The organism is Teichococcus coralli (genome assembly GCF_009829925.1).
GTDB lineage: Bacteria > Pseudomonadota > Alphaproteobacteria > Acetobacterales > Acetobacteraceae > Pseudoroseomonas > Pseudoroseomonas coralli.
This window is the reverse complement of sequence record NZ_SNVJ01000010.1, coordinates 128,454-142,017: the sequence shown is the minus strand read 5'-3', so window position 1 is coordinate 142,017 and position 13,564 is coordinate 128,454. Positions and strand designations below refer to the sequence as shown.

The 13,564-nt window shown below is 69.7% G+C and carries 9 protein-coding genes and 1 pseudogene; 5 read left to right on the top strand and 5 right to left on the bottom strand.

The genetic code is table 11. The features are described 5' to 3' along the window. The first annotated feature begins 25 nt into the window (after positions 1-25). Genes mnmG through E0493_RS13300 form a run of 4 tightly spaced genes read left to right on the top strand, consistent with a single transcriptional unit; the run spans position 26 to position 4,179 of the window. Positions 26-1,897 carry a tRNA uridine-5-carboxymethylaminomethyl(34) synthesis enzyme MnmG gene (gene mnmG / locus E0493_RS13315; protein ID WP_160937427.1) on the top strand — a complete coding sequence of 624 codons (1,872 nt, stop codon included), beginning with the start codon at positions 26-28 and terminating at the stop codon, positions 1,895-1,897. Beyond that, positions 1,894-2,517, top strand: a complete 624-nt coding sequence (gene rsmG / locus E0493_RS13310; RefSeq protein ID WP_367614514.1) for a 16S rRNA (guanine(527)-N(7))-methyltransferase RsmG — start codon at positions 1,894-1,896, stop codon at positions 2,515-2,517. The genes mnmG and rsmG overlap by 4 nt, the downstream gene beginning before the upstream one ends. Next, entirely contained in the window at positions 2,504-3,313 is an 810-nt protein-coding gene (locus E0493_RS13305; protein ID WP_160937426.1) for a ParA family protein, read from the top strand. The genes rsmG and E0493_RS13305 overlap by 14 nt, the downstream gene beginning before the upstream one ends. Further along, positions 3,310-4,179 carry a ParB/RepB/Spo0J family partition protein gene (locus E0493_RS13300; protein WP_160937425.1) on the top strand — a complete coding sequence of 290 codons (870 nt, stop codon included), beginning with the start codon at positions 3,310-3,312 and terminating at the stop codon, positions 4,177-4,179. The genes E0493_RS13305 and E0493_RS13300 overlap by 4 nt, the downstream gene beginning before the upstream one ends. 15 nt (positions 4,180-4,194) lie before the next feature. Here the strand turns inward: E0493_RS13300 and E0493_RS13295 are convergent, their stop codons facing one another. The 4 genes and pseudogenes from E0493_RS13295 to E0493_RS24065 all read right to left on the bottom strand — a co-directional run bounded on the left by E0493_RS13295 (position 4,195) and on the right by E0493_RS24065 (position 9,803). Continuing rightward, the gene (locus tag E0493_RS13295) at positions 4,195-6,831 is read right to left on the bottom strand and encodes an AAA family ATPase (RefSeq protein WP_235913757.1); all 2,637 of its coding nucleotides are present in this window, start codon (positions 6,829-6,831) and stop codon (positions 4,195-4,197) included. Positions 6,832-7,140: 309 nt separating this feature from the next. Further along, positions 7,141-7,650: pseudogene (locus tag E0493_RS23905) on the bottom strand (AAA family ATPase); the annotation flags it as partial. 54 nt (positions 7,651-7,704) lie between these two features. Then, a complete protein-coding gene (locus E0493_RS13290) occupies positions 7,705-9,621 on the bottom strand; it encodes a metallophosphoesterase (RefSeq protein ID WP_456316348.1) in 1,917 nt (638 codons plus the stop codon). After that, positions 9,510-9,803, bottom strand: coding sequence for an alpha-amylase family glycosyl hydrolase (locus E0493_RS24065; RefSeq protein ID WP_235913771.1), 294 nt, complete (start codon positions 9,801-9,803; stop codon positions 9,510-9,512). The genes E0493_RS13290 and E0493_RS24065 overlap by 112 nt, the downstream gene beginning before the upstream one ends. A gap of 235 nt (positions 9,804-10,038) precedes the next feature. On the opposite strand from E0493_RS24065, the gene E0493_RS13280 reads away from it, so the two are divergent. Next, positions 10,039-11,619 carry an alpha-amylase family glycosyl hydrolase gene (locus tag E0493_RS13280; RefSeq protein WP_160937422.1) on the top strand — a complete coding sequence of 527 codons (1,581 nt, stop codon included), beginning with the start codon at positions 10,039-10,041 and terminating at the stop codon, positions 11,617-11,619. Positions 11,620-11,725: 106 nt separating this feature from the next. On the opposite strand, the gene htpG is transcribed toward E0493_RS13280, so the two are convergent. Then, positions 11,726-13,561 (bottom strand): molecular chaperone HtpG, encoded by a 1,836-nt coding sequence (gene htpG / locus E0493_RS13275; RefSeq protein ID WP_160937421.1) that lies wholly within the window; start codon positions 13,559-13,561, stop codon positions 11,726-11,728. Between the last annotated feature and the right edge of the window lie 3 nt (positions 13,562-13,564).

Here is a 13,564-nt window from a genome sequence, read left to right as displayed (position 1 = left end):
CCGCGGGGCGCTATAGGATGGCGCCATGCGCGATGATGCTTTCGATGTGGTGGTCGTGGGCGGCGGACATGCCGGGGCCGAAGCGGCGGCCGCCGCTGCCCGCTGCGGCGCCCGTACCCTGTTGTTGACGCACAAGCTGGAGACGCTGGGCGAGATGTCCTGCAACCCCGCGATCGGCGGGGTGGGGAAAGGACATCTTGTTCGCGAGGTGGACGCCCTTGATGGGCTGATCGGCCGCGCGGCCGACATGGCGGGCATCCATTTCAAGCTGCTGAACCGCAGCAAGGGACCGGCGGTTCGCGGCCCGCGCGCGCAGGCAGATCGCGCCCTGTATCGCCGTGCGATCCGTGAATTGCTGGAGGCGCAGCCGAGGCTGACCATCCGCGGGGTGGCGGCCGAAGGCGTTGAGCGTGACGCCGGCGGACGCATCGCCGCCGTGCTGACGGCCGAGGGCGCGCGGATCATGTGCGGAGCGCTGGTGATCACCACGGGCACGTTTCTTCGCGGCGAGATCCATATTGGCGCGCGGCGGATCGCAGCGGGGCGCGCCGGCGATGCGCCCTCGGTCGGCTTGGCGGTGGCGATCGAGGCGCTCGGGCTGCCGATGCGGCGCCTCAAGACCGGAACGCCGCCGCGGCTGGATGGCAGGACGATCGACTGGGCTGCGTTGGAGATGCAGCCCGGAGATGCCGAGCCAGAGCCACTCTCCTGGATGACGGGGCGTATCACCAATCCGCAGGTGGAGTGCGGCATCACCGCGACCACCTCGGCCGGGCATGCCGTGATCCGTGCGAACCTGCATCGGGCACCGATCCATTCCGGCCAGATCCAGGGTGTGGGTCCGCGCTACTGCCCCTCGATCGAGGATAAGGTGGTGCGCTTCGCTGAGCGGGAGCGCCACCAGATCTTTCTGGAGCCGGAGGGACTGCAGGACCACACTGTTTACCCCAACGGCATCTCCACCAGCCTTCCAGAGGATGTGCAGCACGCCTTCATCGCCACGATTCCGGGATTGGAGAAGGCGGCGATCCTGCGGCCGGGTTACGCCATCGAGTATGACCATGTTGATCCGCGCGCGCTGCGGCCGACCCTGGAAGTCCGCGAGGTGCCTGGCCTCTTTCTGGCAGGGCAGATCAACGGCACCACAGGCTATGAGGAGGCCGCGGCGCAAGGGCTGCTGGCGGGCATGAACGCTGCCGCACTGGCGAGCGGTGAGGCAGCCGACCGGATGCTGGCGCGCACGGAAGCCTATCTCGGGGTGATGGTGGATGACTTGGTGCTACAGGGCGTGACCGAGCCCTACCGGATGCTGACGGCCCGTTCGGAGCACCGGTTGGCGCTGCGAGCCGACAATGCCGGGCTGCGCCTGACTGCAAAGGGGATTGGCTGGGGGGTTGTCGGGTCCGAACGCGCCGCGCGCTTCCGGACCTTCGCGGCCGAGGTCGAGGAGGCGCTGATGCGGGCCCGCGCGGAAGGTGGCACGCCGGCAGCGCTGCAGGCGGCAGGGATCAGCATCAACCAGGATGGGCGCTGGCGCAGCCTGCTGGAGGTCCTTGCGTTGCCGGAGGTGGAGGCCGCTGCCATCCAGCGAGCCTTTCCCTGGCTGCAGGATTTGGAAGCAGGGGTGCGGGCACAGATGGAGGCGGAGGCGCTCTACGCCCCCTATCTGCAGCGACAGGCAGCGGAGTTGCGGTTGCTGGAACGTGAGGAGCAGCTCGCCATCCCGCGGGGGCTGGACTTCGCCGCCGTGCCGGGGCTGTCGCATGAGATGCGGCAGCGGCTTGGCGCCGCGCAACCAGCGACGCTCGGCGGGGCGGGACGGGTGCCGGGCGTCACGCCGGCGGCCTTGGCGGCACTGGCCGTCCATCTGCGACGGACGCAGGAGCGTTTCACGTGAAACAGGGATCGGGAGCAGGTTTGACGCCCCCCGGCGTTTCACGTGAAACAGAGGAGCGTCTCGAATGGTTTCTGGACGTGCTGCTGCGCTGGAACGCGCGGATCAATCTTGTGTCCGGCAGGGATCTGGAAGGGGTGAGGGAGCGGCACCTGGCCGACTCCCTGCAATTGCTGCCTTTGGTGCCGCCGGGCGAAGGTGCGCTGGTGGATCTGGGTTCCGGCGGCGGATTTCCGGGGATGGTGCTGGCGGCCGCCCTGATGCGTCCGGTGCACCTGGTGGAGGCGGACCGTCGCAAGGCCGCCTTTCTGCAAGCGGCTGCGGCCGAGCTGGCCTTGTCTCATGTGACGGTGCATCCGGTTCGGATCGAATCGCTGCGCCTGCCGCCGGCGGCGGTGCTGACGGCGCGGGCGCTGGCGCCACTCGCCGTACTTCTTCCCTGGGCTGCGGCGATGCTGAGCCCGCAAGGTGTTGCGATCTTCCCGAAGGGACGTTCCGCCGCCGACGAACTGGCGGCTGCGAAGGCGGCGGGCTGGACAATGTCGGTGGAGCAGTTCAAGAGCAAGACGGACCCTAACGCCACTCTTTTCCGCATGTCTGGAATCCGCCTTGCCGGCGCCTAAGCCATCCCTCCGCCGTATCGCGCTCGCCAACCAGAAGGGTGGTGTCGGAAAGACGACGACCGCCATCAATCTGGCAACCGCGCTCGCAACTAAGAAAAAGGTTCTGGTCATCGACCTGGATCCGCAGGGCAATGCGTCCACCGGCCTGGGCCTGCCGCGGGGTGAGCGCGGTGCTGGATCCTATGCGCTGCTGGTGGGGCAGAAGCCGCTTGCCGAACTGATGCGCCCCACCAAAGTGCCGGACCTCTTTCTGCTGCCGGCAGACAATGATCTGGCAGGCGCGGAAATCGAGCTGGTCGGCATGGACAGGCGCGAGCACCGGTTACGACTGGCTCTGGAAGCCGCTGGCGAGACGCTGAAGGGGTTCGATTTCATCCTGATCGACTGCCCGCCTTCGCTCGGCCTTCTGACGTTGAATGCGCTGGTCGCCGTGGAGTCGGTCATGATCCCTTTGCAGGCGGAATTCTTTGCGTTGGAGGGTGTTTCTCAAATCACCCGCACAATTGACCGCGTCAGGCGCGTGCTGAATCCGGCGCTCGCGCTGGATGGCATCGTGCTGACCATGTTTGATCGCCGCAACAATCTTTCCGAACTGGTGGCGGCTGACGTGCGTGCTTTCTTTCGCGACAAGGTGTTCGAGACCGTGATCCCCCGCAACATTCGCGTCAGCGAGGCGCCCTCGCACGGCCTTCCGGTGCTGCTCTACGACCCGCGTTCGGCTGGGGCGCAGGCCTATGTGAAGCTTGCGGCCGAGATGCTGCGGCGCGAGCGGGTGCGGGGAGGCAAGGCAGCATGAGCGCGCGCAAGTCACCCCGGCTCGGCATGGGGCTTTCCGCCCTGTTGGGCGACCAGAACGCGGCGACGCCGGCCAGTCCTGGCGCCAGCATCCCCCGGACCCTGCCGCTGGAGACCCTGGAGCCCGGGCCCTTCCAGCCGCGTGGGCCGATCGACCAGTCCGGCCTGGCGGAGCTGGCGGCCTCGATCCGCGAGCACGGCGTGCTGCAGCCACTGCTGGTGCGGCCCAAGCCAGGTCAGGCAGGGGCCTACCAGATCATCGGTGGAGAGCGGCGCTGGCGCGCGGCGCAGTTGGCGCAGCGGCACGAGGTGCCGGTCTATGTGCACGAGCTGGACGACCGCATGGCCATGGCCGCCGCGCTGGTCGAGAACCTGCAGCGCGAGGATCTCAACGCGCTGGAAGAAGCCCGCGGTTACAAGCGGCTGCTGGAGGAGTTCGGGCTGACGCAAGACGGCCTGGGCCAAGCGGTGGGCAAGAGCCGCAGCCACGTGGCCAACACGCTGCGCCTGCTCTCCTTGCCGCCCAAGGTACGCGAGATGCTGGATCGCGGCAGCATCTCCGCGGGCCATGCACGTGCCCTGCTGACGGCGCCCGACCCGGTGAAGCTGGCGGAAACCGTTGTCACGCGCGGGCTGAACGTGCGGCAGACCGAGGCCCTCGCGGCGGCTGCGGAGCGGATGAAGCCGAGCGCGCGCCCGGTGCGCCCTGACGCCGATACCAAGGCGCTGGAGCGCGACCTGATGGGACGGCTGGGGCTCAAGGTGGCCATCCAGCACGGCAAGCGGGGCGGGCGGCTGACCATCAGCTACCGGGATCTGGATCAACTGGATGGCTTGGTGCGCCTGCTTTCGCCGCATCAGAGCTAGGCGGCGACGCCTCCGCTAACCTTCCAGGCGCTGGACGTGGACCTGCTCGGGCGCAAGTGTCGCACGGGCAAGGTCGAGCAGATGTTGGTGGTGGCTCAGCAGGATCACCTGCGTGGTGCGGCTGAAGTCCAGCAAGGCGTGGAAAGCGGCGGCCGCCCGGCCATCATCGAAGCTTTGCAGGATGTCATCGCCCAGAAAGGGCAGGATCGCTCCCTGTGCGACATGATCCTCGATGGCGACCAGCCGCAGCGCTAGGAAAAGCTGGTCGCGGGTGCCTTCGGAGAGTTCATCCACCAGCGTCTCCTCGTCCGGGTAGTCGGCCCGGCGGATCACCAGGTGGGCCACGCCTTTTTCGTCTTCCCGGGAGGTTACGGAAGGGTAGGCGCCGTTGGTCAGGAGGGCGAAAGTGGCGCCGATGCGCCGGAGCAGGCGGTCGTCTCCGGCTTCCTGCGCGGCGCCCAAGGCCAGTTCCAGCATCAGGCTGGCCGTGTGCAGCAGCAGTGCGTTCTCCAAAGTCTCGCCGGCCTGGGTGACAGCGGTCTGCTGATCCTGCACCGCTCGGCTGAAGGCTGTTTCATTGCTCAAAGCCTGCAAGGCTGCCTCCGCATGAGCCGCATCGGCGGCCGCATGCTCCGCAGCCGCCTGTTGCGCCGTCAGCGCCTCGCGTGCCCGAAGGAGTTCAGCTTCCATCATCTCAGGCGCGAGGGCCTCCACCTCCCGGCATAGTGTCTCCAGAGACAGGCCGTCGCCGCCGGCGAAAATCTCCTGTTGCGCCTCGGCCAGCAGGTTTTCGTGATGCTCCCGCGCATTGGAGAGGTCGAGACGTTCTTCTGCCGCCTCGGCGGAGTCCGCGCCGGTGGCAGCGATGACGGCCCGCAACTCCGCGGCATCGGCTTCCGCTTGCCGCATGCCGGCGGCAAGGCTCGCGGCTGCCTCTTCGGCTTGCAGGGCCAGCAGTGTTCGCCGCTCGGCCGCGCCCCGCGCAGCCTGAAGCCGCTGGCCCAGCGCCCGCGCAGCGGCCACCGGATCGCGCGAAGCCGCGGTGCCAAGTTCTTCGGCGAGACGGCTGCAGCGGGTGGTGAAGGCAGCGATCTCCGCACCGATGGCGGTGATCCGTTCCGCGAGCCTGTCTGCCTCGCGCACGATTGGGGCGAGCTCCTCGAATAGCCGAAGCGCTTCGGCGCTGTCCTCGGGGTGCTCGTCCGGAGCGCGGCCGAGCCGGGCCGCCAGGGGCTTCCAGTCGGCGTGCCAGCCAGCCATCTGCTCCCGCGCCGTGGCCAGGGCACGCTCTGCCGCGGCGAGGCTCTCACGCGCGGCCTCGCGCTGTTCCTGCAGGCGTGCGCGGTCGCTTTCCGTGCGGCGGGTCTCGCGCTGCCGCGCCTCGGCTTCGGCGAGCAGGGCGCGCAGATCCGGATCGCTGTCGCGCGGACCGCCCAGAACCTGCCGCAAACGGCAGGCGTCGGCGGCCTGTCGCACCAGGAGCTGCTTCTCGGCCTCGCGGGCGAGGATGAGGTTGGCGGCCTCCTCCAACGCTGCCGTGCGCAGCGCAAGAAGCTGCTCCAGCTCGGGCGCTTCGGTTCTCGGCGCGAGCGCCAGGGGATGCAGCAGGGCCGCCCAGGCTGCTTCGGCCGCCTCAGCCTGCCGACGTGCCGCAGCCTCGGCGATGCGCGCGGTGGCCAGGCCCTCCTCCTGCTGCAGGATGGCCCGGTCCAGCTGCTCGGCGGCGCTTACGCGCTCTGCCTCCCGGTTTCGGAGGTCGGCCAGACGATCCACCTCCACCACGGCAGCGACATAGGCGAGAGGCAATGGCTGTTCCGCGCCGAAGGCCTGCTCCGCCCTGGTATCCGGCGCCTCACCGCTGAAGGCGCGGCGATAGATCAGGTTCCAGCCCGCGTCCCGGCGTGCGCGGGCGGCCGTCAGAACCGCGGCCCCGGGCAGCGGGCCCTCGCGATTCAGCTGCGCGCGCTCCTGGCGGCTGGCGGTGAGTGTCCCCTGCAAGCGCTCCAGGACCGCCACCTGCTCGCCATGGGCCGCCCCGGCCACCCTGCGGTGCTCGGCTCGCTGCCGCAGCAGGCTGGGCTGCGGCGCTTCCACGGCGTGGAGCCAGTCGAGATCGCGCCAGGCGGCCGGGAGCCGGGCCAGAAGGGCATCCAGCCGCGCCGCCGCCTGCGCCGTGGCCTGGGCTGCGGCGGCTGCCATCCTGACCGGGTCACCCTCGGCGGCGATGCTACTGATCAGCGCCGCCAGAACCTCGGCGTCACGCGGCGGCGGCAGGCTGGCCAATGCCGCTTCTGCCCTGTTCAGGGCAGCCTCCTGCTCGGCGACGGCGGAGGGCAGGGTGGCGAGCGCTTCCGCATGCCGGACATAGGTGCGCAGCAGCCGCCGGGCCTGGGCAAGAGAAATAGCGGCGGGGATTGCCTCTGCCGCGCGGGAGGCAGGCCCGCTCAGCCCCAGGGCGCGGAGCGAGGCGTCGATCTGTGTTCGTTGGCTCCGCAACTCGGCTTCCAGGCCCGGCAGGTCTTGCCGCGCCTTTTCAGTGGCGCCAGCGGCTTCCAGCAGGCTGGCGATGCTCTCCGCCTGCGCGAGGACAGCGTCGTCCGGCGCGATGGCGGCGGCCTGAGCCACGAGTTCGTCATGCCGCCGGTGCAGCATGTTCCGCATTTCGGCGGCCCGGCTGGCAGCCTGGCGGGCATGCACCAACCGGCTGCGCAACGCGGCAGGCAGGCGTGGAGCTTCGGGATGGGTGCAAAGCCACTCCGCCGCCGCAGCCCGACGGGCCAGCAGCGGGCGCAGGCGCCGCACGCGCTCCAGGCGGTGCAGCGACTGCGCCGCTTCCGCCGCCGCCCGGCTGGCGGCCTCCCGCCGCTCCTTCGCGGCGGCCAGCGCGCGCTCCTGGTCCAGCCAACGCTCTGGCCGCACCAGCTGCTCCCTGATGGCGCGGCGGCTCCCGGTCAGCCGGTCCAGCGCGGCATAGAAGGGGCGCTGCGCCGATTTGCGCGTGGGGGCGAGCTGGTCGCGCGTCGCGTTCAGCTCTTCCCGCAGGCGCTGCGCCGGGCGCAGCCCGCCCGCCGCTTCCAGCAGCGCCTCGGCCAAGGCGCCGCCGGAAGCGAGGAGGCCCTGGCCGCCGATGCGCAGGCGTTCGGTGTCCAATGCAAAGAGCCGTTCGAGCAGGGGGCGGTCCATGCCGCCGAGCAGGCGAGCCTGGAGGGCGGCATCCAGCGGCGCCTCGTCAGGGCCGAGCAGCGTGTTGCCGCGCCCCTTGCGGCGGGTGAGGCTGAAGGGCGCGCCATCCGGCAGCACACCTTCGGCGCCGATCTGCATGCCTGCATAGCCGTGACGGAAGCCCATCGGCGTCTGCGTGCCGATACCGAAGAGCAGATCGCCAAGCGCGCCGCGCAGCACCGACTTGCCGGCACCGTTCGGCGCCAGCACCAGGTTCAGTCGCTGCGGCGCCGGATCGAAGCGCAGCATCGTATCCTGGAAGTTGCCGTAGCGGCGTAGGCTCAGCCGGGTAAGGCGCATCGTTCAATCCGGGTTCAGGCGGCTGAGCAGGAGCTGGCGGGCACGCCGCAGGAGTTTGGGCGACAGGCGGCCTTCCGCGGCCAGCACGGCGGGATGCTCCGCACCCAGCGCTTCCCGCAGGCCACCGGCGCGGTCCAGCAACGTGGCGGCATAGGCCTGCACCGCCTCGGCCAACGCCGCATGGTCGGTGCCGTCGGACATGGCTTCGATGGCGCCGAGCAGGCGGCCGGCGGCATCATCCGCCAAGCCGCGCACGGTGGGTCCGGCCAAGGGACGGGTGCCGACGCGCACCGCCTCGATCCAGAAGGCTCCCTCTTCCGCGACCTCGAGCCCGGCGGCGCGCACCCGCTCGCGTGTGCCGAGCGGATCCCTGGCCAGCGCGGCATGCGCGGCGCAATCGCCTTCCAGCGTCAGGCGCAGCGCCAGAAGGCGCCCGCTCGTGTCGTCCAATGCGGCGCCGAGTGCATTGCGGACGCGCTCCAGCGCCTGCTCCAGGTCAGCCGCGCCGCGGCAATCCACTGCGAGGCGCTGCCAGCGGACGGTGTCGAGCACACGATGGGCAACCTCCGCCACCCGGCCATCCCGCACTGTGACCAGCGTGGCGCCCTTGGCGCCGGGCTCATTGACATGGCGGCCCTGGATGTTGCCGGGAAAGACGATCCAGGGATTGCGCAGCACTTCTTCCCGCGTGTGGATGTGGCCGAGCGCCCAGTAGTCATACCCGTGCCCTGCCAGCTGCTCGACGGTGCAGGGCGCGTAGCTGGCATGGCCGGGGCGGCCGGTGGCGGCGGTGTGCAGCAGGCCGAGGTTGAAGAAACCGGGAAGAGGCGCGGGGTAGCCGCGCGCCAGGTTGTCCTGCACGTCGCGCGTGGCGAAGCTTTGCCCATGCACGGCAACGCCGATCTCCGGCAGTCGCGCAGTCTCGGGCGTGCGGGCCGAGAGCAGGGTGGCGCCATCCGGCAGGCGCAGGTTGCGCGTCAGCACGCTCTCTGCATCGTGGTTGCCACGGATCGCGATGACGCGAATTCCCGCCCGCGTGAGCCGCCCCAGCGCAGCGATCAGCACCTGCCCGGTGCGGAAGTCCTGCCAGTCACCGTCGTAGAGATCGCCGGCGATCACGACGAAATCCACCGCCTCGGCAATGGCAAGCTCGACCAGGTTGGCCAGCGCCTGGCGGCTGGCCTGGCGGATGCGCTGGGCCGGTGCGTCAAGATCGACGTCAAGGCCACGGAGGGGGCTGTCGAGATGCAGGTCGGCAGCGTGCAGGAAGCGGAAGCTGGTCACGGAAGGTTCGGCAAAGGGAAAAAGATACTCCAGGGAGAGGGATGCGGCAGGCGGGAGCGGAAGGCAAGCCAAGGAGCAAGGCTGGGAGAACGAATTCTCCCAGGCCCCCATCTCCCTTCTTCGAATTGCTCGACAGGCGGAAAGTGCTGCCTCAGACGGATAGAGGATGAAGATGGGGGCAGGGAAATTCATTTCCTGGCCGCTTTTTTCCACAAGCACCAGCCCTTCGTCGGGGCGGAGGTGCGGATCGCCCGCGATGTGGGCGCCGTGCCGGTCGAGATGCGGCGAGAGCAGCACCTTCCCGGCACCGATCCCCTCAAGCACCTGAGGCGCATCGCTGAGATCGAGCGCGACGAGCAGGGGGCGGTGGGGAGGGGCGCCGCCACGGAGGGCGACAACCTGCGCGGTGTTGCGCAGCGGGGCAGGGGCCACGCTGCGGAGCGCCGGATCCCGGTGCCGCAGTGCCAGCAAGGCGCGGAAGAAGGTGGGGATGGAACATGAGTTGGCGCGCTGCGTGGACAGGTTCAGCGTTTCGGCATCGGGGCCGATCGGCAGCCAGGGCTCACCGGTGGTGAAGCCGGCATGAGGTTCATCCGGATGCCAGCGCATCGGCGAACGCTCGGGGTCGCGGCTGATCTCATCGCCGCAGTCACGCCGCGGCGTGGGATAGAAGAGGGGGAGAGCCAGATGGCATTGACACCGAGCCAGGCGAGATGGTCGAGCCGTCGGAGGATGCCTGGCAGGTCGCCAAACCCGTCTCCGTCGCTGTCCTGAAGGAGGGAAGCAGGGTCTGCTAGATGGCCGCCTGCCGCCACCATTCGCCGCCGGGAGCCATGTTCACGGGATCCTTGCCGGGGAAGGAATGGGCGGGTGGCCGGGCTGCTCTCGTCGCGCACATGATGCTTTGCTGCCTTACCGGTTGCGCGGCAGCGGAGGCGCTGCCCATTGCCAGGAAACCCGCTCAGCCGAGCCGGGTTCCTGATGCGGTGCCGGCGGCCCGCCGATGGGGCGGCGGTCGTTCACGCGACGCAAGACTGCAGGCGGAGACCCCTCATGTCCGACACGCTCTGGTGGCAGCATGGCATTGTTTACCAGATCTATCCGCGCTCCTTCCAAGACAGCAACGGCGACGGCATCGGCGATCTGGAAGGCATCCGCCGCCGGCTGGACCACCTCGCCTGGCTTGGCGTCGATGCGCTCTGGATCTCTCCGATCTACCCCTCGCCGATGGCGGATTTCGGCTACGACATCGCCGACTACTGCGGCATCAGCCCTATTTTCGGCACCCTGGCGGATTTCGACCGCCTGCTTGAGGAGGCGCATGCGCGCGGGCTGAAGGTGATCCTCGATTTCGTGCCCAACCACACCTCGGACCAGCATCCCTGGTTCCGCGAGAGCCGCGCCTCACGCCACAACCCGAAGCGCGACTGGTACCTCTGGCGCGACCCGGCCGCCGATGGCGGCCCGCCCAACAACTGGCTCGCCAATTTCGGCGGCAGCGGCTGGACCTTCGACGAGGCCACCGGCCAGTACTACTACCATGCCTTCCTGAAGGAACAGCCCGACCTCAACTGGCGCAACCCCGAGGTCCGCCGCGCCATGCTGGACGTGCTGCGCTTCTGGCTCGGCCGCGGCGTGGACGGCTTTCGGGTGGACGTGATCTGGCTGCTGATCAAGGACGAGCAGTTCCGCGACAATCCGCCGAATCTCGCCTGGCAGCCGCACCAGGCCGGCATCGACCGCCTGCTGCAGCGCTACTCCGCCGACCGGCCCGAGATCCATGACGTCGTGACGGAAATGCGCGGCGTGCTGGATGCCTATCCCGAGCGGCTGCTGATCGGCGAGATCTACCTGCCGCTGGAGCGTCTGGTTGCCTATTACGGCCGCGACATGCGCGGGGCCCACCTGCCCTTCAACTTCCAGCTTGTCTTTGCCGCGTGGAACGCACGGGAGATCGCGCGCGTCGTGGCGGAGTACGAGGCGGCGCTGCCGGAAGGCGGCTGGCCGAACTGGGTGCTCTCCAACCATGACCAGAAGCGCATCGCCACCCGCGTCGGCGCCGCGGGCGCACGGCTGGCCGCGATGCTGCTGCTGACGCTGCGTGGGACGCCCACCCTCTACTACGGCGACGAACTCGGGCTGGAGAACGTGCCGATCGCACCGGACCGCGTGCAGGACCCCTGGGAGAAGAACGAACCGGGGCTCGGCTTCGGGCGCGACCCCGCGCGCACGCCGATGCCCTGGGATGGCTCGGCCAAGGCGGGCTTCACCACCGGCGAGCCTTGGCTGCCGATCAACCCCGACCACGCCGCGCGCAACGTCGCGGGACTGGCACGGGACGAGCGCTCGATTCTCACACTCTACCGGCGGCTGATCGCGCTGCGGCAGGGAAGGCGGGCGCTCGGCGTCGGGCGCTACGAGGAGGCCCATGTGGAGGGCGATGTTTTCGCCTATAGCCGGCATGCCGAGGGCGAGGCGCCGTTGCTGGTGGCGCTGAACTTCGGCAAGGCGCCGCAGCGCGTGGCCTTGCCGGAGGGGGTGCGGCTGCTGCTCTCCACCGGGCTGGATCGCCGCGAAGGTCCGTTTGACGGGCTGCTCGGCCCGGAAGAGGGCGTGATCGTGGAACTGTCGTAGGAAGGTCGGGGGGAAGGAATTCCCCCGAGCCCCCCATCTTCTTTCTTCGAGGCGGCAGAAAAAAAGATGGGGGTCTGGGGGAATTCCTTTCCCCAGCCTTTTTCCCTTACAGGCTGCTCGCCAGCGCCGCCGCCATGCGCCGCGCGAACTCGGCGGGCTCGCGCGGCACGTCGCCATCCTGCACCCGCGCCAGGTCGAGCAGCGTGCCGGCGGCCTCCTCGAGGTCGGCGCCGGAGTCCGCCAGCGCGGCGAGGCGCCGCACCAGGGGATGGCGCGGGTTGACCTCCAGCACCGGGTTCTCGCCGCCGACCGGGCGCCCGGCGCGGCGCAGCAGGCGCTGCAGCGCGAGGTCCGGGCCATGGGCGGGGGCGGCCAGCACGGCGGCGCTGTCCACCAGCCGGTCGGTGGCGCGGACCTCGGAGATCTCGGCCTCCAGCGCGGCCTTCAGCAGCGGCAGCAGGCGCGTGACGTCGGCCGGCGCCTTGCCCTCCGGCGGAGCGGTGCCGAGGCCCGAGAGGTCGATGTTGCCCTGGGTGATGCTGCGGACCGGCTTGCCCTCGAACTCGCCGAGCCGCTCGGGCCAGAAGGCGTCCATCTGATCGGCCAGCAACAGCACCTCGACGCCGCGGGCGCGGAAGCCTTCGAGCTGCGTGGACCTGGAAAGCGCCTCGATGTTGTCGCCGACCAGGATGTAGATGGCGGATTGTCCCTCCGGCATGCGCGCGACGTAGTCGGGCAGGGAGGTCCAGCCCTCCACGGCGGAGGAGCGGAAGCGCAGGAGCGGCGCGATCTCCTTGCGTTGCTCGGAATCCTCCCAGATGCCTTCCTTCAGCATCGGGCCGAAGTTCTGCCAGAAGGTGGCGTAGCCCTCGGCGTCCTTGGCGCGGCTCTTCAGCTCGGAGAGCACGCGGCCGGTGACGGCGCGGCGGATGCGCGCCAGCACGGGGGTGGCCTGCAGCATCTCGCGCGAGACGTTGAGCGGCAGGTCCTCGCTGTCCACCACGCCCTGCACGAAGCGCAGCCAGGGCGGCAGCAGCTCCGCCTCGTCGGTGATGAACATGCGGCGGACATGCAGCCGCAGCCGGCTCCGGCGCTCGCCCTCGAAAGCCTCAAAGGGCTTCATGCCGGGGATGAAGAGCAGGGCGGTGAACTCCGTCGTGCCCTCGGCGCGCCAGTGCAGGGTGGACCAGGGCTCGTCGAAGTAGTGGCCGAGATGGCGATAGAAGGCGGTGTAGTCCTCCGCGCTGATCTCGGGCTTCGGCTTGCGCCAGAGCGCGGTGCCCTCGTTGGCCGGCGTGTCCTTGCCGTCCTCCGCGATGGTGATGGGGACGGTGATGTGGTCCGCCCATTTGCGGATGATGGCGTGCAGCCTGAAGGGCTCCAGGAACTCCTCGGCATCCGCGCGCATGTGCAGGACGATGTCGGTGCCCGGCGCCTCGCGCGTGGCGGGGGCGAGGGTGAAGGCGCCCTGGCCCTCCGACTCCCAGCGCCAGGCCTCCTCGCTGCCGGCGCGGCGGGAGACCACCTCCACCCGCTCGGCGACGATGAAGGCGGAGTAGAAGCCGACGCCGAACTGGCCGATCAGGCTCGGGCGGTCGCTCGCCTTGCTCTCGGCCAGCGCCTGGCTGAAGGCGCGGGTGCCGGAGCGGGCGATGGTGCCGAGGTTTCGCGCCAGCTCCTCCTTGCCCATGCCGATGCCGGGATCGGCGATGGTGAGGGTGCGACCGGGCTTGTCGGGGAGGATGCGGACGGCGGCATCGGCGGGCAGCGCCGGGATCGGCTGGGTCAGGGCCTCGAAGCGCCTGCGGTCCACCGCATCGGCGGCATTGGCCACCAGTTCGCGCAGGAAGATCTCGCGGTCGGAGTAGAGCGCGTGGACCACCAGGTCCAGCAGGCGTCCCACCTCAGCGCCGAATTCATGGCGCTCAACGGTATCACTCACGGT

What these genes read in the sequence shown, in the direction of transcription:
- mnmG (WP_160937427.1), top strand. Translation starts at nt 26, where the DNA reads ATGCGCGATGATGCTTTCGATGTGGTGGTCGTGGGCGGCGGACATGCC.
- E0493_RS13300 (WP_160937425.1), top strand. Translation starts at nt 3,310, where the DNA reads ATGAGCGCGCGCAAGTCACCCCGGCTCGGCATGGGGCTTTCCGCCCTG.
- E0493_RS13295 (WP_235913757.1), bottom strand. Translation starts at nt 6,831, where the DNA reads ATGCTGCACCGGCGGCATGACGAACTCGTGGCTCAGGCCGCCGCCATC.
- E0493_RS24065 (WP_235913771.1), bottom strand. Translation starts at nt 9,803, where the DNA reads ATGGTGGCGGCAGGCGGCCATCTAGCAGACCCTGCTTCCCTCCTTCAG.
- E0493_RS13280 (WP_160937422.1), top strand. Translation starts at nt 10,039, where the DNA reads ATGTCCGACACGCTCTGGTGGCAGCATGGCATTGTTTACCAGATCTAT.